The sequence below is a fragment of the uncultured Bacteroides sp. genome, from assembly GCF_905207245.1.
GTDB lineage: Bacteria > Bacteroidota > Bacteroidia > Bacteroidales > Bacteroidaceae > Bacteroides.
On record NZ_CAJLKP010000025.1, the window covers coordinates 11,859 to 31,596 of the forward strand.

General features: G+C 41.0%; 12 protein-coding genes. All 12 read left to right on the forward strand.

The features are described from left to right. Window positions 1-79: 79 nt before the first annotated feature. The 12 genes from QZ135_RS09820 to QZ135_RS09875 all read left to right on the forward strand — a co-directional run bounded on the left by QZ135_RS09820 (window position 80) and on the right by QZ135_RS09875 (window position 19,490). Window positions 80-1,180, forward strand: coding sequence for a DUF4434 domain-containing protein (locus tag QZ135_RS09820; protein WP_294608480.1), 1,101 nt, complete (start codon window positions 80-82; stop codon window positions 1,178-1,180). Between the two features lies 1 nt (window position 1,181). Next, entirely contained in the window at window positions 1,182-2,606 is a 1,425-nt protein-coding gene (locus QZ135_RS09825) for a calcineurin-like phosphoesterase family protein (RefSeq protein ID WP_294608482.1), read from the forward strand. A gap of 7 nt (window positions 2,607-2,613) precedes the next feature. Further along, the gene (locus QZ135_RS09830) at window positions 2,614-4,017 is read left to right on the forward strand and encodes a sugar porter family MFS transporter (protein WP_294608484.1); all 1,404 of its coding nucleotides are present in this window, start codon (window positions 2,614-2,616) and stop codon (window positions 4,015-4,017) included. 39 nt (window positions 4,018-4,056) lie between these two features. After that, window positions 4,057-5,232: an AGE family epimerase/isomerase gene (locus QZ135_RS09835; protein ID WP_294608486.1), complete on the forward strand. Its 1,176-nt coding sequence runs from the start codon at window positions 4,057-4,059 to the stop codon at window positions 5,230-5,232. 13 nt (window positions 5,233-5,245) lie between these two features. Next, complete coding sequence (locus tag QZ135_RS09840; protein ID WP_294608488.1) at window positions 5,246-6,310, forward strand: DUF4434 domain-containing protein; 1,065 nt, start codon at window positions 5,246-5,248, stop codon at window positions 6,308-6,310. 8 nt (window positions 6,311-6,318) lie between these two features. Then, entirely contained in the window at window positions 6,319-7,728 is a 1,410-nt protein-coding gene (locus QZ135_RS09845; protein WP_294608490.1) for a sialate O-acetylesterase, read from the forward strand. Then, entirely contained in the window at window positions 7,725-9,911 is a 2,187-nt protein-coding gene (locus tag QZ135_RS09850) for a DUF4434 domain-containing protein (RefSeq protein WP_294608492.1), read from the forward strand. Before QZ135_RS09845 ends, QZ135_RS09850 begins: the two co-directional genes overlap by 4 nt. 180 nt (window positions 9,912-10,091) lie before the next feature. Next, window positions 10,092-11,642, forward strand: a complete 1,551-nt coding sequence (locus tag QZ135_RS09855; protein ID WP_294608494.1) for an ADP-ribosylglycohydrolase family protein — start codon at window positions 10,092-10,094, stop codon at window positions 11,640-11,642. Window positions 11,643-11,655: 13 nt separating this feature from the next. After that, entirely contained in the window at window positions 11,656-13,212 is a 1,557-nt protein-coding gene (locus QZ135_RS09860) for a DUF4434 domain-containing protein (RefSeq protein WP_294608495.1), read from the forward strand. Between the two features lie 111 nt (window positions 13,213-13,323). Next, a complete protein-coding gene (locus QZ135_RS09865) occupies window positions 13,324-16,575 on the forward strand; it encodes a TonB-dependent receptor (protein WP_294608497.1) in 3,252 nt (1,083 codons plus the stop codon). Between the two features lie 13 nt (window positions 16,576-16,588). Further along, the gene (locus tag QZ135_RS09870) at window positions 16,589-18,316 is read left to right on the forward strand and encodes a RagB/SusD family nutrient uptake outer membrane protein (RefSeq protein WP_294608499.1); all 1,728 of its coding nucleotides are present in this window, start codon (window positions 16,589-16,591) and stop codon (window positions 18,314-18,316) included. A 31-nt stretch (window positions 18,317-18,347) separates the two neighbouring features. Beyond that, a complete protein-coding gene (locus QZ135_RS09875) occupies window positions 18,348-19,490 on the forward strand; it encodes a glycan-binding surface protein (protein WP_294608501.1) in 1,143 nt (380 codons plus the stop codon). The last annotated feature ends 248 nt before the right edge of the window (window positions 19,491-19,738 follow it).

The window sequence follows — 19,738 nt, forward strand, 5'->3', positions numbered from 1 at the left end:
ATAATAACCTTATTTGTAATAAAGGTTAAACTTGAGGACTAGTAAGTTAACCTTTGTATATAATACAAGAGAAAGAGCTATGGAAACAAATAGTCGCAGAAGTTTTATTAAAAGAGCCGTATTGACAGGAGCTTCCGCTTTGGTAGCTCCCGGACTGTTGGCAACTGAGGGGAGAGAAAGCACATCTTCCTTTTCAGTAATCAAGAATAAAGCAGATTCTAATGGATTTATTATTCCTAAGGATAATGGATTAAAGATTACGGGAACTTTCTTAGATGAAATCTCTCATGATATTCCTCATCAGAATTGGGGCGAAAAGGAGTGGGAGCAAGACTTCCGTAATATGAAAAATATTGGAATTGATACTGTTATCATGATTCGTTCCGGTTACCGTAAGTTCATAACCTATCCTTCTAAGTATTTGCTAGGTAAAGGATGCTATATGCCGTCTGTTGATTTGGTTGATATGTATCTTCGCTTAGCAGAGAAGTATCAGATGAAATTTTACTTTGGCTTATATGATTCTGGTAAATATTGGGATACAGGTGACTTATCTTGGGAAATAGAGGATAATAAATATGTGATTGATGAGGTTTGGAAATTGTATGGCGAAAAGTACAAGAGTTTTGGAGGGTGGTATATCAGTGGTGAAATCAGCCGTAAGACCAAAGGGGCTATTGATGCTTTTCGTACAATGGGCAAGCAATGTAAAGATGTCTCTGCTGGTTTACCAACTTTTATTTCTCCTTGGATTGACGGAAAGAAAGCTGTAATGGGAACAGATAAATTAACTAAGGAAGATGCTGTTTCTGTTCAGGAGCATGAAAGAGAGTGGAATGAAATATTTGATGGAATTCATGATGTGGTAGATGCTTGCGCTTTTCAGGATGGACACATTGATTATGATGAGTTAGACGCTTTTTTCGCTGTTAACAAGAAACTGGCAGATAAATATGGAATGAAGTGTTGGACAAATGCAGAAACATTTGATCGTGATATGCCAATTAACTTTCTGCCGATAAAGTTTGATAAACTCCGAATGAAGTTAGAAGCAGCTAAAAGAGCCGGGTATGATAAAGCCATAACTTTTGAATTTTCTCACTTTATGAGTCCGCAATCAGCTTATCTGCAGGCAGGGCATCTCTATGATAGATATAAAGAATACTTTAATATCAAATAATATGAAACATTTATTGAGATATTTATTTGTTTGTTACCTCTGTACTCTTGGCATGAGTGTGATGGCTCAATCGGTTACAGATGTTGAGGGACAGGTAAAATGCCAAGGTAAAGGGTTGCCTGATGTTGTAGTGACAAACGGTTTTGATTGTGTATTGACAGATTCGGAAGGCAGATATATATTGCCATATCACCGGGATGCACGTTTTGTATATGTAACGACTCCAGCAGGTTATCTTCCTCAAAGAGAAAAGAGCCTTCCTTATTATTATAAAAGAATAGGGAGTTCGGTAGAAAAATATGATTTTACTTTGACGAAGAATCCGAAGAATGACAATAAACACATTTGCTTGGTGCAGTCTGATGTACAAGCAGCAAGTGCAAGTGATATTGAAGGATATGTGAAATACCTGAAAGATGTCCGCCAGTTCGTTGATAAGCAAGGAAATAGTGATATTTTTGTGTTAGATTGTGGAGATATTGTAGGTAATGCTCCGGATATATTTCCTTCTTATATTCAATCTTCCGATGTTTTGGATCTTCCTTTTTATCGTGCTGTAGGTAATCATGATATGGAATATGGGGTACGTTCTTATGAACATTCCTATAAAACCTTTGAGGAATATTTCGGTCCTGTTTATTACTCGTTCAACCGTGGTAAAGCTCATTATATTGTATTGAATAACTGTTTCTATATCAATCGCCATTATCGTTATATCGGTTATATTGACGAACGTACTCTACAGTGGATTGAGAAAGATTTATCTTTTGTGCCGAAAGATTATCTGGTTTTTGTTGCCATGCATATTCCGACCAGTTCTACCAAAGAGTTGCAATTCAATGCTTTACTTCCAGATGAAACAAGCAATGCCTCCAGCTTATATGACCTCTTGGCTGGATATGAGGCACATATATTTACCGGACACACCCATTATAATTGGAATGTTGTGTTCAATGATAAGCTCATGGAACATAATACGGCTGCTGTTTGCGGTACTTTCTGGAAGGCTGATATTTGTACTGATGGTACTCCAAGTGGTTATGGAGTTTATGAAATAAATGATAATAAGGTGACTTGGAAATATAAGAGTGTAGGTTATCCGGCTAATTACCAGTTCAGAGGCTATCCGGTTGGTTCATCTGAAGATAATCCGCAAGATATAATTGCCAATGTCTGGAACTGGGATGAGCAGTGGAAAGTGGAGTGGTATGAAAATGGCAAACGTATGGGCGAAATGCAGCGTTTTGAAGGATATGATCCGGAAGCTAAAATCATTTGCTCGGATAAAGAGCGGGTAGTGTATGACTGGATTATGCCAATAAAAACAGAGCATCTGTTTAAAGTGACTCCGCAAAACAGAAATGCAGCCATTGAAATTGTTGTGACGGACCGCTTTGGAAATGTGTATAAGCAAAATATAAAATAATATATTTATGAAATCTAAAATTAATATAGGTTATCTTGTTTTCCTGTCAGTGGTTGCTGCCTTAGGTGGTTTTCTATTTGGGTATGATACTGCTGTTATTTCAGGAACTATTGCTCAAGTGACGGAACTGTTTAAACTTGATACCTTGCAGCAAGGATGGTATGTGGGATGTGCATTGATTGGTTCAATTACAGGCGTGCTTTTTGCCGGAGTTTTAAGCGATAAGTTTGGCCGGAAACTCACTATGATTATTTCAGCAATCCTATTTTCTACATCAGCTATCGGATGTGCTTTATGTGCCGATTTTAATCAGTTGGTTATTTTTCGCATAATTGGTGGTATAGGTATTGGTGTCGTTTCTATAATTTCCCCGCTATATATATCAGAAGTTTCTGTTGCTCAATATAGGGGACGTTTGGTTTCTTTATATCAGTTAGCTGTAACGGTTGGTTTTCTGGGTGCTTATTTGGTAAACTATCAGTTGCTTGCTTATGCAGAAAGTTATCCTAATCCGGGAATCGGTTGGTTCGATTTGATTTTTGTTACCGAAGTGTGGAGAGGTATGTTGGGAATGGAAACTCTTCCGGCTTTATTATTCTTTGTTATAATTTTCTTTATACCGGAAAGTCCTCGTTGGCTGATATTGAAAGGACAAGATGTAAAGGCTACGAATATTCTAAAGAAAATTTATGTTTCTGCTAAAGAAGCAATGTTCCAAGTGAATGAAACGAAGTCCGTATTGTCTTTTGAATCGAAGTCCGAATGGTCTCTCTTATTACAACCCGGAATTTTGAAAGCTGTCATTATAGGTGTGTGTATTGCAATATTGGGTCAGTTTATGGGAGTAAATGCTGTTCTTTATTATGGTCCGTCCATTTTTGAAAAGGCAGGCTTATCAGGCGGAGATTCCCTTTACTATCAGGTTTTGGTAGGGTTAGTCAATACTCTGACTACGGTGCTAGCACTTATTATTATTGATAAAGTCGGACGTAAGAAACTGGTTTATTATGGAGTTTCCGGTATGATTGTTACTTTGTTGCTTATTGGCATCTATTTCCTGTTTGGAGAGTCTTTAGGCATTTCAAATATATTTCTGCTCATATTCTTTTTGTCTTATGTATTCTGCTGTGCTATTTCTATCTGTGCAGTGGTGTTTGTACTTCTTTCTGAAATGTATCCTACTAAAGTTCGTGGATTGGCCATGTCCATTGCCGGATTTTCTTTATGGATTGGAACGTATCTTATCGGTCAGCTAACCCCCTGGATGCTCCAGAATCTTACCCCCGCTGGAACATTCTTTCTGTTTGCTGTTATGTGTGTTCCTTATATACTTATTGTTTGGAAACTTGTTCCCGAAACAACTGGAAAATCATTGGAGGAAATTGAACGTTATTGGACCAGTACCAAATGAAAAAACGACCTTAATATACAATATATAAAATAGAGAATTATGGATTTTAAAAAATTAGCTGCTCTTTATAAGGACGAACTGATGGACAACGTTCTTCCTTTCTGGCTAGAACATTCTCAGGATCACGAGTTCGGTGGATATTTCACCTGTCTGGACCGTCAAGGCAATGTTTTCGATACAGATAAGTTTATTTGGCTGCAAGGCCGTGAGGTATGGTTGTTTTCAATGCTCTACAATAAAGTAGAGAAATGCCAAGAATGGTTGGATTGTGCCATTCAAGGCGGGGAGTTCCTGAAAAAGTATGGTCATGATGGAAATTACAATTGGTATTTCTCTCTTGACCGTACGGGACGCCCCTTGGTCGAGCCTTATAATATTTTCTCCTATACTTTTGCAACCATGGCTTTTGGGCAACTCAGCCTTGCTTCAGGAAATCAGGAGTATGCGGATATTGCCAAAAAGACGTTCGAAATCATTCTGTCTAAAGTAGACAATCCGAAAGGAAAGTGGAATAAACTTCATTCTGGTACGCGTGATTTGAAGAATTTTGCTCTACCCATGATTCTGTGCAACCTAGCTCTGGAAATTGAACATTTGCTCGATAAGGATTATCTGGAAAAAACGATGGAAGTATGTATCCGCGAGGTGATGGAAGTATTTTACCGTCCGGAACTGGGAGGTATTATTGTCGAGAATGTACAGAGCGATGGTAAACTTTCCGATTCTTTCGAAGGCAGGCAGGTTACTCCGGGACATGATATTGAAGCAATGTGGTTTATTATGGATTTGGGAAAACGCCTGAATCGTCCCGAACTGATAGAAAAAGCTAAAAATGTAACTTTAACCATGCTCGAGTATGGTTGGGATAAAGAATACGGAGGTATTTATTATTTCATGGACTACAAAGGGTATCCTCCCCAGCAATTGGAATGGGATCAAAAACTTTGGTGGGTACACGTTGAAGCACTCATCTCCCTATTGAAAGGATATCAGCTTACGGGTGATAAGAAGTGTTTGGAATGGTTCGAAAAGGTCCATGACTATACATGGAACCATTTTAAGGACTCAGAATATCCTGAATGGTTTGGCTATCTGAGCAGGAGAGGTGAGGTTCTGCTACCGTTGAAAGGTGGAAAATGGAAAGGCTGTTTCCATGTGCCCAGAGGACTTTATCAATGTTGGACAGTTCTGGAAGAGATTATAAAATCAGAATAAAATATTTAATACTATGAATCGACGCAATTTTCTAACGACTTTAGGTTTGGGAGCTGCCGGTATGATAATACCGGGAATTTCGCAAGCGAAGATTTTGCAGGAAGCCGCCCAAAATCCACACATTAAGCCGATATCCGGTTCTTGGTTTGAGTTCCAGCATCCGGGAGGAAAGGAAGGTGTGTATTGGGATAAGGATTTAAGAAATTTTACGGCAGCCCAGTGGCGGGAGAAAATCCGTGAAATCCGTGAAACGGGTATGGAATATTTAGTCATGATGAATGTGGCTTCCCATGGTTTCGCATTTTATGATACGGATTTGGCTCCTAAGTTCAAGATGGGATGTGAAGACCCCATCGAGACTGTTCTTTCGGCAGCTGATGAGTTTGGAGTTAAGTTCTTTGTCAGCAATGACTACTGGGCATTGGACCTGGATGCTGTGAAGATGATGACCGATAAAGAATTAGGAAAGAAGAGGGCAAAATCTATGGAAGAAATTTATGCGAGATACGGGCATCATAAGAGTTTTTATGGCTGGTATTTTCCTAATGAATCATGGTTGGACCCCTATTTCGGTGAATATGTCATTCCGTATGTAAATGAGTGTGCGCAGATAGCCAAATCATTGAATGCCAATTGTGTCAATATCATTGCACCTTATAATATTAAGGCTGAAAAATGTGATGATACATTTATCAGGCAATTGGAGCAGCTTAATGTGGAGATTGTGGCTTATCAGGACGGAGTAGGAGTGGGGGTGACTACATTCGAACAATCAGCCCGTGCTTTTGAAAATCTATCCAAAGCGCATCAAAAAGTCGGCCGGTCAAGAATATGGGCGGACATGGAACTTTTTTACTTTGAGCAAACCACTCATGGCAGTTTAATTTCGGCTGACTTTGATAAAAGGATTATCCACCAGATGGAGGCTATATCCCCATTTGTAGATAAGATTTTGGTATACCAATATCTTGGTATTATGAACAAACCCGGTTCATTGGCTCACGCTGGGCTGCGTGATGAATCAGTCAGGTTGTATAATCAGTATATGAATTGGTATAGAAAGCAGAATTTTAAATAATGAATACTATGAAACGACTATTTACTATCATAACCTTAATACTGGCATTTACCCATATTTCAGCACAGAATCCGGAATTTGCTCTTCCTTCCATCATCAGCGACCACGCGGTGATGCAGCGGAATTCCGAAGTGAAACTTTGGGGATGGTGTCCGAGTGTATGGGACCTGAAGATTGTATGCAGTTGGGCTCCTACGGATACGATTCATGCAAAATCGGATATGCATTGCGCTTGGGAAGCTTATATTCGTACGCCCGAATCAGCAGGTCCTCACAGTATTCGCTTTTATGGCTGGGAAAACAGATTGGAAAGGGAAGTTAATGACATTTTGATGGGAGAAACATGGTTGTGTTCCGGCCAGTCTAATATGGAATACATAATGAGTTATCCGGTCCGGGATGCCGGTGATATAACGAAAGCTTTGGAGAATAAGCAAGTTCGTTTTTTCAAAATATCTAAAGCAACTTCCAGATATCCGGTAGAACGCATCCAGGGAAAATGGGAAATCTGCTCTCCGGAAACATATAAAGACTTCAGTGCTGTGGCTTTCTTTTTCGGACAGCATTTGAACGAGGCATTAGGCGTGCCTATAGGACTGATTGGCTCTTGTTGGGGGGGAACAGCCGTGGAACCCTGGATTGATGAATTTACTTTCAAGCACGAAAAAGAATTGTTTGTGTTGTCACAGAAGCAGCAAGTGGCCGGTTGGTCTCCTACGGCTAATTCTTCCATTTACAATGCGATGATTCACCCTATCAAGAACTACACTATTGCAGGAGTTATCTGGTATCAGGGAGAAGCTAATAATGAGCGGGCTGCTGATTATGGCCCTCTGTTTGACGGCATGATAAGAGGTTGGAGAAACGAGTTCCATCGTTTTTTACCTTTCTATTTTGTGCAGATTGCACCGTGGAACGGATATGCCGGCAGAAATGCAGCTTACCTGCGTGAGCAGCAGGCAGACGTTGCTGCAACGTTGCATAACACCGGAATGGTGGTAGTCAGTGATTTGGTGAATGATATAGCTGATATTCATCCAAGCCTGAAAAAGCAGGTGGGCGTTCGTTTGGCCAATATGGCACTGAGAAAGACATACCACAAGGAGGAAATACAACCTTATTCCCCGATGTTAAAGTCTGTCCGTACGGAAGGACGTAAAATGATTGTTACTACTACTGCCCTTGGTAAATTAACGTGTAAGAATAAAAACATTCAGAACTTTGAGATAGTGGATCAGGAGGGGGAAGTACATCCGGCAGATGCCAAGTTGTTGAAGAATGGTGAGATCAGTGTGTCCTCTTCAAAAGTAAAACTTCCGGTTGCTGTGCGCTATTGCTTTACAAATGATGCGGTTCCTGATTTATTTGATATTAACGGGTTGCCTTTAGCCCCATTTAGAACAGATAGAAAGAAATGAAAAAGTGTTTATTAATTATATTTAGTTGCCTGTTGTGCTTTTCCTGTTTGGCTCAGACTTCCGGTTTGAAGTTCCACGACGGAAAGTTCAAGATTGTGCAGTTCACAGACCTGCACTGGGTAGAAAGTGATTCTTATAGACTGAAGAATGACAGTACTTATAATCTGATGCGTGAGATTATCCGTACGGAACGTCCTGACCTTGTGGTTTTGACAGGGGATGTAGTAGTTTCCTGGAATGCCCTTCGCGGCTGGAAAAGGTTAGCCGGCCTGTTTGCGGAAGAAAAAATGCCATTTGCTGTAACCTTCGGAAACCATGATGAAGAGACGGATATGAGCAATGCGCAAATACTTGAATACTTGCGTACAGTGCCCTATAACCTGACGTATGATGCAGAGAAACTCTCAGGCTCCGGCAACTGTGCACTTCCGGTTCTTTCATCTGACGGAAAATCAGAGAAGTGGGTCTTGTATCTGATGGATTCCCATAACCTTACCAAGGATCGCTCTTTCGGATATTACGACTGGATTAAACACGACCAGATTGACTGGTATCGCAAGACAAGCGAGCAGTTTACAGCACGCAACAGACGTATTCTGCCGTCACTGGCATTCTTCCATATTCCTCTACCCGAACATGAAACGGCAAGGTGGGTATGTCGTGAATTCGGTGAAAAGCAAGAGGGAGTGTGTGCTTCCAACATCAATTCGGGATTGCTTTCCTCCTTTATCGAGAAGAAAGACGTGATAGGAGTATTTGTGGGGCATGACCATAATAATGATTATATGGTCGACTGGAACGGTAATATCGCTTTGGCCTACGGACGTAAGACGGGATATCCCTCTGCCTATAACGAGGTTCTGAGCCGGGGTGCCCGTATTATCAACCTGCATGAAGATGAGGCCAGCTTTGATTCATATATCATAGACCTGAAAGGGACTTACTTTCACTATACGTTCGAACAGAAAAATCAGGGTACCGGTATTCCCCGTTTCAGTGGCTCTTTTATACAAGAGTTTTTAGTAGCAAACTGGGAAGATGCACGTTGGGACCAAGAGATGGAGATGTTTAAGGAAGCCGGTATGAAGTATTTAATCTATGCTCCCGCACTTCTGACCAATGAAAAAGAAAAGACTACTACTAACTATCCGTCGTCATTGACGAAGAAGAAGCAACAGAACAAAACGTTGGAGAAATGTCTGCGTAGTGCGCAGAAAAATGGAATTAAAGTTTTTATCGGGCTGAACTTCAACGACAGATGGTGGAAAGTGGATTACGATGCTGATTGGCTGGTAGGTGAAATGGAAATCGGCAATAAGGTAGCGGATGAAGTGGTTGCTTTGTATAAGGAAAAATATCCGGATGCAATGTATGGCTGGTATTGGGTTTGGGAAGTGGACAATCTGAACTGCATGACAGCCGAGCGTCAAGCTATTCTGGCAAAGGCTTTGAATACGAATCTGGATCATCTGTCTGAAATAACTCCGGATATGCCACTCATGCTTTCCCCCTTCATGAATCATAAAGTGGGAGGAAATGCGGAAGAGTATGGAAAGATGTGGGAGAATGTGTTTGCACAGACCCATTTCAGATTCGGTGATATTTTTGCTCCGCAGGATTGCGTTGGTGCCGGTGGTCTGAATCTGGATAATCTGCCGGATTGGTTCTCTAAGTTGAAACAGGCAGTCAATACCAAACCGGGCTTGAAGTTCTGGGGAAATGTAGAGACGTTCGACCAGCAGTTTTGGGTTAGTGCTCCGCTGACGCGTGTAAAGAAACAACTGGATATTGTGAATGGATATGTAAGCAACCTCATTTGCTTTGCTTATAGCCATTACAACAGTCCGTTTGTGGTGAGCAACGAATATCATCAAGCCTATCTGCAATATTGCAAAGAAGGGAAACTTCCTGAAGTGGGTGTTCCTCAGGATGTGAAAAATGTCCTAATACTAAAGGCTTCTAAGGGTGTGGAAATCAGATGGATTCCTGGTAGTCTGGAGCATGTAGCCGGTTTCAATGTTTACAGTAATGGTACATTAATAAAGAAACTTCAGGTATATGGAAATGATTTTCCAACTTCTTTCACGGACAAAGAAGGCAATGAAGATAATGTATATGAGGTATCTGCTTATAATGTGCTGGATGAAGAGTCGGCCAAACAAAAAGCAGTAAATAAAAAGTGAATATATGCATTATTTCCTAAAGGTGGTGCCGGATGCAAACGTTGAGGTTTGGATACCATAAACCTCAACGTTACATTCTCCAAGTAGAGGGTTACACTCTATACACAGCAATGCGGCATCATTCCGGGGAAGAATGCGGAAATCATAAAAAGACATCTTGTTGTTAACTAAAAAATACACATGAAGAATATAACTTTTATCGTTTATATTTTTGTAGTCATTGTGCTGTGTGCAGGATGCGGTTCCGCACCGTCTCAAACAGTAATTCCGTCTGAGGTAACGATGACGAAAGAAGTGCTGGCTGACAAAATAAAAGGCGGCTGGGCAGCAAAGACTATTGGCTGCACCTATGGCGGACCTGTAGAGTTCTTGCACAACGGTACAATGATTCAAGATTATACTCCCATAAAATGGTCTGAAGACCGGGTGAAATTTTATTTTGATACTTTTCCCGGTTTGTATGATGACTTGTATGTAGATATCATTTTCGTCAATGTCTTTGAACGCTTAGGTCTGGAAGCTCCGGCCGATTCATTTGCAATAAGTTTTGCCAATGTAGGATTTCCATTGTGGCATGCCAATCAAGTTGCTAAATACAATATAAAGCAAGGCATCATGCCACCTATGTCCGGTCATTGGCTGAATAATCCTCATGCTGACGACATTGATTATCAGATTGAAGCGGATTTTGCAGGTCTGATGACTCCGGGTATGCCTAATACGGCTTCTGAAATATCCGATAGGGTAGGACACATCTTCACTTATGGTGATGGTTGGTATGGTGGTGTATATGTCGGTGCTCTGTACTCAATGGCTTTTGTTTCCGATGATGTGGAAGTGGTGGTCTCGGAGGCGTTGAAGACTATTCCCACGCAGAGCGATTTCTATCGCTGCATGAAAGATGTGATAGATTGGCACAGGCAATATCCGGACGACTGGAAACAGACCTGGTTTGAATGTCAGAAGAAATGGACATCGGAAGTGGGATGTCCGGATGGTGTGTTCGCACCGTTCGATATTGATGCGAAAATAAACAGTGCTTATGTGATAATGGGATTGTTGTATGGTCAGAAAGACTTCTTTACTACGATTGATATAGCCGCCCGTTGCGGACAGGATTCCGATTGCAATGCAGCTACTGCCGCAGGTGTTTTAGGTACGATGATTGGCTATGCCAATATTCCGGAAAACTGGAAAGCAAGTCTTTATGAAATAGAGGATATACCTTTTGCATATACGGATGTGTCTTTGAATAAGTTGTCGGAACTGGGCTTGAAGCATGCCCTGCAAGTGATAGAAAAAGAGGGAGGTAAGGTGGAAGAAAACCAGGTAACTATTAAGACCCAAAAGCCCGTTGCCGTGAAATATGAAAAAGCATTCGAGGGGCATTATCCCATAGAGAAGATGGCGGTCAACACGGTTTTGCAGGATAGGACGGAATGGGTGTTTGACGGCATAGGTTTCGTATTGAAAGGATATGTGAAATGTGCGGATGAAGACTATGTGGCACAGGTTGAAATGCACATTGACGGTAATCTGATTGAAACGGCTAAACTGCCGGTTGCAAAAGCATCTTCTATTGACGACAGGAGAGTAGATCTTTTCCACAGATATCAGTTGCAGAATACTACCCATAGAGTGAGCTTAAAGTGGCTGAATCCTCGCAAAGATGCACAAGTCTATTTGGGTGAAGCAGTGATTTATTCGGATAAACAAAACTTTAATCAATAAATACATATATACAATGAAACAAAACTTTCGAGTGATATTATTGAGTTTGCTGGCAATGTCGATTTCATTGCCGACAATAACTGCATGCACCGGTAATGACACTTCCGGTAAGCAGGAAATAGAGAAAAACCATAAATCGGCAACGGGGGTGAAGCCTATTACCGGTACATGGATAAATCTGGCCTATAAGGATGTGCGCAATAAATATACGAATCCTCAGAACTTTGATAATACAGATCCGAAGCTGTGGAAAGCTAAGGTGCGTGAATTATCGGCTATGGGTATTGAATACCTGGTTTTCATGGAAGTGGCTAATGAGGGTAAAGCTTATTATCCTTCTAAAATGATGCCCTGGTTATACGATAAGAGTATGAAGAGCCCGGTGGATGCCATCCTTGACGAGGCGGCTAAACATAAGATGAAAGTATTCATGAGTACCGGTTGGGCGAAAGACCAGGATGACAATTTGCTCGACCCGGTAATCAGGGAACGCCAGCTTCAGATTATGGAAGAGTTGACTTCTCTTTACAAAGATCACAAAGCTTTCTATGGTTGGTATTTACCGGTCGAAGATTGCCTTTGCCCTATTTTTGCTGAGCATGCCGTACAATCGGTCAATACATTGACAGAGAAAGCCAGAGCTCTGACTCCCGGTAAGAAAACTCTCATTTCTCCTTATGGTATCGGTTTGTCGGAGTTTGATAATCCGGATTATGAGAAGCAAATGGCAAAACTGAAAGTCGATATTATAGCTTATCAGGATGAAGTAGGTTGTGTACGCGATAAATTCACCCTTCCCCGTTTGAAGAAGAACTGGCAAAGAATGCGGGATATCCACAATCGTCTGAACATTGAAATGTGGGCTAATTGCGAAACATTCACATGGGAAGAAGGTACAAACGACCGCCAGTCGGCTTTAATTCCGGCAGCCTATTCCCGCCTGCTATCCCAACAGGTAGCTGCGTCAGCGGCAGGAGTAGACCGTATCATTTCATTCATGTTTGGCGGTATCATTGAAGATCCGGAATCTCCTTATCAATTAGGACAACCAATGTGGTCCAATGATGTATGCAATAAATACATGGCATGGAAAAACGGTGATATCTATTGGAAAATGTTTGAAGCTACTTTGCTTGATAGACTGGCGAATACGGCTACTCCCGAAATGGTAAGTGAGGCTGGTATGAGGGCCCTGCTGGATGGTAAGGTAGCCGAAGAAAGCAGTGAAGACAATCGATGGGTAAAGTTTGAGCAGGGGCACCACGAAATAGTGGTGGACTTACAGAAGAAAGCTCCTGTTAAGAGTATCATGGTGCGTACATTGAATTATAATCCGGAGGGGATTAATCCTCCGCTGAAGGTCTATGTATATACTTCGGAAGATGGAAAAGCATATAGTTTGGCTTCCATTAAAGATGCACCTTATTTCCCTAATAATAAGCATGATGCTTGGATTGACGGGATACTGCTTGATAAGCTGAATGAAGAAACACGATACCTAAAGGTTGCTTTTGATGCAGAGCAGAAGGTATATATGGATGAATTATTCATTAATCCTGTGATAAAATAGTGAATTAATATTGAGTTGGCATACTATGAACCATCTTTTATCTGAAATGATGTGTCATAAATATCAATACATTGAAAAACATCTTTATTTAATTAATCCAAAAATGAGTCTATGAAAAGATTGCACAAATCGATGAATGGGATTATTGGAGTGCTTCTGATGGCACTGATGATAGTTCCGAGTGTTTTGAAGGCTGAAACTACAGAAATCCTTCAAACGTCTAAAATTACGGGTATTGTGACTGATGAATCCGGTGAGCCTGTAATTGGTGTTACAGTTCGCGTGAAGAATGCGAATACAGGAGCTATTACGGATGTGAACGGTCGTTACTCTGTCAATGCCTCCAAGACAGCTACTTTGGTTTTTTCTTTCGTGGGGTATAGAACCCAGGAAGTGAATGTGAAAGGCAAAACTACCGTTAATGTAATATTGCAGGAAGATAGCCATATGTTGGAAGAAACGGTGGTTATCGGTTACGGTAGTGTACCTAAAAAGGACCTTACGGGTTCTATCTCTTCTTTGAAAAGTGACGATTTGCTGAAAACAAATCCGACGAGTATTAATCAGGGTTTACAAGGTAAAATGGCTGGTGTACAAGTATCGCAGGCTGATGGTGCTCCCGGTGCAGGTGTAACTATTCAGATACGTGGTGCCAACTCATTTACTACCAATACGGAACCGTTGTATATTTTGGACGGTGTTCCCTTTACGTCAGGTGAGGCTCCCTCTACTGACTTCGGAACGAAATCCAATAATAACCCTTTGAGCTTGATTAGCCCGCAGGATATAGAATCTATTCAGGTATTGAAGGATGCTTCTGCCACAGCTATCTATGGTTCGCGTGCTGCTAATGGTGTGGTTATTATCACAACTAAGAGTGGTGCTCAGGGGAAGGCAAGAGTTCAGTTCAGTGCTAATTTCAGCATGTCCAAACCTGTGAAACTGATTGATGTTCTAAGTGCGGGCGATTATGCACAATTCAAGAATGAATGTACTATTTTCGGTTATATGTATGATGGCAAGAATTATGTTTCCGACGAAAATCTTCCTTATCCTATACCCGGTCATTGGTCAATTAAAAAGGGCACTGATCCTGTAACCGGTGAAGAGATCATTCTTGAGAGAACGTATATGCCTAGTCCTGATGATTTCCGTAATGGTTTTGATTTGCGTCAAGATGGAAATATGTTTTATGGTACTAATTGGCAAAAAGAAATTTTCCGTGATGCATTTAGTCAGGAATATAGTTTGAATGTTTCCGGTGGTGACCAAAAAGGGTCTTATATGTATTCTGGTGGTTATCTCGATCAGCAAGGTGTTATTGTGAACTCTTACTATAAACGCTATAACGTCCGTGCTAATAACAACCGTAAGATTAATGATTATGTTGAAATCGGCAGTAATCTGACTTTCACAAAATCGGAGAATCGCCTGGCCCGTACTAATACGGAAAACTATGGTGTGATTGAGTCGGCAATCGCATTTAATCCGACTCGTCCGGTGTTTGACCCGGATGCAGACTCTAAATTCTCAGAAGATTTTGCTTCTGGTCTGGCCAACCCATATCTGAGTGCTCACACGGAAAAGAACGTACTTGATACGTATGGTATCTATGCCTCTGGTTTTGGTGAAATAACATTTGTGGATTGGCTGAAGTTCCGTCAGAACATCGGTTATGGTTATACCTATAACGAACGTAGCCAATATTACAATCGCTACACTGGTTCGGGACAAAATCCAACCAATGGTTATGGAAGAAAAGATGATAATGCATACGAAGGTTTTACTTTAGAGTCTTTACTTACTTTTGAAAAGAAGTTTGGTGTGCATGCTTTCAATGTTGTTGCCGGTATGACTTATGAAAAGTCTATGGGAAGAAGCAAATATATGCTTGCCAAGAATTTCCCGAATGATATTACAGAAGATAATGATATGAACGCTGCAGTAGGTGAAAAAGAAATAGGAAGCGGCAGATGGCGTTCACAGTTGATGTCTTACCTGGCTCGTGCCAATTATAATCTGTTAGATCGCTATTTGTTTACAGCATCATTCCGCCGTGATGGTTCCAGTCGTTTCAATCCTCTGAATCGTTGGTCTAATTTCTATTCCGGTGCTATTGCATGGCGTATGTCTGATGAGGCATTTATTAAGAGTCTTAATTTCTTTGATAACCTGAAGTTGCGTTTCAGTGCCGGTCAGACCGGTAACCAGGGTATTAGTGCCTATGCAACGCGTTCTCGCTTCGAAGCCCAAAATTATCCGTTCGACGGAACGATGAATCCGGGTGCCGGTGAAGACCGTTGGGGAGGACCTGCTGCCGCTAATCTGAAGTGGGAGACAACGAATCAATTTAACCTTGGTTTGGACGCAGCTTTCTTCAATAATCGTGTCAATCTGGTTGTTGACTTGTATTACAAGAAAACAACGGACTTATTGCAATATCGCTATATTGATATGAGTTCCGGTTTCAATCAAATAGCTTGTAATTATGGTGATGTAACTAATAAAGGTCTTGAAATTACAGCACATGTCATTCCGGTGAAAACCCGCGACTGGATGTGGACATTAGATGCCAATATATCTTTCAACCGCAATAAAATTGGTGGTTTGAATGCTGACCAGTTCTCTGATGTAGCTTGGGGTATTGAAAGTATGTTCCTGAGAAGAAATGGTCATCCTATTGGTACTTTATACGGATATGTAGAAGATGGATTCTATGATAATGAGGCTGAAGTACGTGCCGATCCATATTATAGGGATGCAACTCCTTCTAAAGTGAAATCTATGGTTGGCCAGGTGAAATATAAGAATCTGGATGACGATCCGGTGATTGATGACCGCGACAAAACAATTATTGGCGATACGAATCCCGATTATCAGTATGGTATTACCAGTACACTGAACTGGAAGAAATGGACATTTAGTTTTTTCCTGCAAGGTACGCAAGGAAATGATATTCTGAATGTGAATCTGAAGCAGTTTGACGTGGCGGTAGGTTCGGGTAATATGCCTTATTTCGTATTTAATAATCGCTGGACACCGGAGAATAGAGCTGCAGCCAAGTGGCCACGTGCCGATGGTACCTTTACACGTGCCATGAAGGCTTCCGACCGCTATATCGTAGATGGTTCTTATCTGCGTTGCAAGAATATTAGCTTAAGCTATAACTGGACTCGTCCGGTGAAGTTTGTAGAGTCTATTAACATTGTAGCGAGTATAACCAATCTGTTTACTATTTCCGGTTATGAATGGTATGATCCGGATGTAAATGCGTTCGGTAGTGACCCGACTCGTAGAGGTGTGGATATGTCATCATATCCGAGTGCCCGTACATTTAACTTAGGTATTCAATTAGCATTTTAAAAAAGTAAGTAATATGAAACTGTTGAAAATATTAAGCTTATGCGCTGCAGGTTTGTTTCTGACCACTTCATGTGACTTGGAAGAGGAAACATTTACCTTTGTTGCAGGTGAAGATGTTGCTGCCGAAGGTTCGTATGACCAATTGGTAGCAGGTGCTTATCATACTTTACATTGGCCTTTCACATGGGGTAATTATCATAATGTTGTAAATTTTGATTGTGACTATCAGACAGGGCCGAGTTGGGCTTTTGGTGATGAGGGTGCCGGTAACTTTTATGATAAAAATTCGACAAAGAACTTCTATCAATATTATTGTACCACGATCCACAGAGCCAATTATCACTATTATTTAGTACAGAAGATAACAGGTGTGACTGAAAAAGAAAAGAATAATGCACTGGGTGAGCTTCGTTTTCTGAAGGCTTGGTCCCAGTTCCAGTTGGTTCAGTTTTTTGGCCCTATACCTTTGTATACATATTCCATTGCAGAAGGTAATTCTACCGAATTGCCGCGGTCCTCTGTAAAAGATGTGTATGAGCATATTATTGAAACACTGAAAGAGGCCGAAGCATTACTGCTTCCGCGCACCGATGAGGCATTTAAGAAAGGTCACGTATGCCGTGCCACTGCCAAGGCTTTGTTGGCTAAGGTGTATGCTACTATTGGTTCAGCTTCCATGAAGAGTGGGCAGGTTACAGTAAAGGGAGGACCGGGTAGTAAAACAAATCCCGATGGAACAATCTCCCGTTTGATGCCTGTAGCTATTACCCACAGCAAGAATGTAGTAGCCGGATATGAAGAGTTTGATTCTCAGGAATATTATCGTCTGGCAAAAGAAAAAGCCGGAGAGGTAATCAACAGTGGTGAAGTTTCATTGGCGGCGAGCCAGAAAGAATTATGGAGTCCTGCTTACAAGAATGGACCTGAATTCCTTTTCAGCTTACAGACAATGGTCGGCCAGGGTGATGATTATTATAACTATGTTAGTAAGGATTATTACGGATGGCCAGATCCCGCATATAATGGCGAATGGAGTTCCGGTTACTATGTTCAAAGGGACCATTGGTTGCAGACATTCGACGACTGGGATGATGAGCGCATTACTTGGGGGGTAAAACACCGTGTTCCGTATAACTGGAATAAGACTTATGAAAAAATGGAGTGGTATTTCTACCCCGAACGCGATAGTGTAAAAGTACGTCAAGGCTTACCTCCATACGAAGGTTGCCCATATAACTACGAAACTACCGATGTTGTGCGTAACGGTGCTCATGAGTATGGTGCCAAGCTTGAAAAATTCACAGCTGTAACTGCTGATAATAATGGTAACCGTACAGACTGGAATTGGCCGTATTTGCGTTATGCCGATCTTGTTCTCGTTTATTGTGAAGCCGAAAATGAGTTGAATGGTCCTACGACGGATGCTTTTGCCAAAATGGAAATGCTGAACAAGCGTAATAACAGTACATTGGTAAGCAAACGTCATGAGAAGAATCCGTTTACAAAAGAATCGTTCCGTTCATTTGTTCTTGAAGAACGTGCCAAAGAATTTGCAGCCGAAGGTATCCGCCGCTATGATTTGCTTCGTTGGGGTATCTATCTGCAAGTAATGAATGCCATCGGCACTGTGGATGAAAATGAGATTGTAAAACGTCGCGAAGAGAAGCATTTGTTATTACCGTTCCCGCCCGATGTTGTCAATACAAATCCTTATATCGACAGGAATAATCCGGGGTGGTAATTTTATTTATTAATAACTAATAGATAACGCAATGAAAAATATAATGAACTTCAGAAATCTATGTTTGGGTGGAGCGCTGTTATTGGGCTTGTCATTTACGGCTTGTTCAGATGATGATTATAATCCAATGCCTATACAGCTTACCAATGTGACCACCCTTGATGATATGAATACTCCGATTACGGAGGCAGCTATGGGCGATTTTATTGCAATACATGGCACTGGACTTGATGTACGCAATATTGATTCGGTTTTGATTAATGACGTAGCATTGGATATGTTGGAAGTATACACGGAAAGTGAAATCTTATTCCTGAAAATTCCAGTGAAATTACCTAAAGAAGAGACCAATAAGATTTATATCTATAATTCTACAGGGTGCCAAGAAATACCATTTAAGGCTAATGCTCCTCAGCTTCGTCTGGATCGTATGTTCAATGAATATACCAGTCCGGGTGATACCATTATGATTTATGGCGATTTCTTTGAACTCTATGAGATAGATTCTCTTAATGCGGTGGTCGATTTTAATGGTAAAATTTCGAAGGTAATCAGCAGCGGTAATAACTACCTGACTGCTCAAGTGCCGGAAACTGTTGATAAAAACATCAAGGTAAAGGTGAAAGGTACAAAATGGGATGTGGAAGCTACATGTCCGGGACGTTACTACGACCGTGAATTTATAATAATGGACTTTGATGAATTTCTACCCACCAGTATGGCCAATGTGGTTACTGATGAGAAAGACCCTCAACGTTTGAGTGGTAACTTCTTGCGTATTGATGACAAATCTGAATATTCCGGTTGGTGGTATATTGCAGAGAGAGGTGGCATTGCTTATACTGCCGATATGCTGGGTCTTGAAAGCAGCAAAAACTATGTAGTGAAATGTGAGTTCCGTACGGCTAATCAGTTTATACAGGATAAGATTAAGTTCTGTAATTATCTGTATTGGGCGGCTCCAACCTGCGACTGGGTGGCAACGGATTTTAATATTCAGAATTTTAATCGTTGGGAAACTATTACATTACCGTTTACTGTGATCCAGTCCACTGATTATCCGGATAATTATCCGGGATCTTATACCAGTTTCGATATGCGTCTTGAAATAGATCCGAATATTGCCCGCAATTTTGCTTTCGATAATATTCGTATCTATAAAAAAGGTGATTGAAACCGACTGAATGCTATAATCTCTTCAGGAGTATAGTATATCCAGAAGTGAAAGTAATATGAGGTTCATCCGATTTTGGCGGTTTTGATACTCTGTTTACCCTACACGGTAACTGCATTTACATGCCGAGGTAAAGGTCGTTACATACCGAGGTAAAGAGCGTTACAATAAGGCGTAAAGGTCGTTACATACGGTGGTAAATGCTTTTACATCGATATGAAAATGTTGGTAAATGCAATGTGCTGATA

Bases quoted from the DNA above. Each gene is read 5' to 3' on its own strand.
- QZ135_RS09820 (WP_294608480.1), top strand. From the start codon at position 80: ATGGAAACAAATAGTCGCAGAAGTTTTATTAAAAGAGCCGTATTGACA.
- QZ135_RS09825 (WP_294608482.1), top strand. From the start codon at position 1,182: ATGAAACATTTATTGAGATATTTATTTGTTTGTTACCTCTGTACTCTT.
- QZ135_RS09830 (WP_294608484.1), top strand. From the start codon at position 2,614: ATGAAATCTAAAATTAATATAGGTTATCTTGTTTTCCTGTCAGTGGTT.
- QZ135_RS09835 (WP_294608486.1), top strand. From the start codon at position 4,057: ATGGATTTTAAAAAATTAGCTGCTCTTTATAAGGACGAACTGATGGAC.
- QZ135_RS09840 (WP_294608488.1), top strand. From the start codon at position 5,246: ATGAATCGACGCAATTTTCTAACGACTTTAGGTTTGGGAGCTGCCGGT.
- QZ135_RS09845 (WP_294608490.1), top strand. From the start codon at position 6,319: ATGAAACGACTATTTACTATCATAACCTTAATACTGGCATTTACCCAT.
- QZ135_RS09850 (WP_294608492.1), top strand. From the start codon at position 7,725: ATGAAAAAGTGTTTATTAATTATATTTAGTTGCCTGTTGTGCTTTTCC.
- QZ135_RS09855 (WP_294608494.1), top strand. From the start codon at position 10,092: ATGAAGAATATAACTTTTATCGTTTATATTTTTGTAGTCATTGTGCTG.
- QZ135_RS09860 (WP_294608495.1), top strand. From the start codon at position 11,656: ATGAAACAAAACTTTCGAGTGATATTATTGAGTTTGCTGGCAATGTCG.
- QZ135_RS09865 (WP_294608497.1), top strand. From the start codon at position 13,324: ATGAAAAGATTGCACAAATCGATGAATGGGATTATTGGAGTGCTTCTG.
- QZ135_RS09870 (WP_294608499.1), top strand. From the start codon at position 16,589: ATGAAACTGTTGAAAATATTAAGCTTATGCGCTGCAGGTTTGTTTCTG.
- QZ135_RS09875 (WP_294608501.1), top strand. From the start codon at position 18,348: ATGAAAAATATAATGAACTTCAGAAATCTATGTTTGGGTGGAGCGCTG.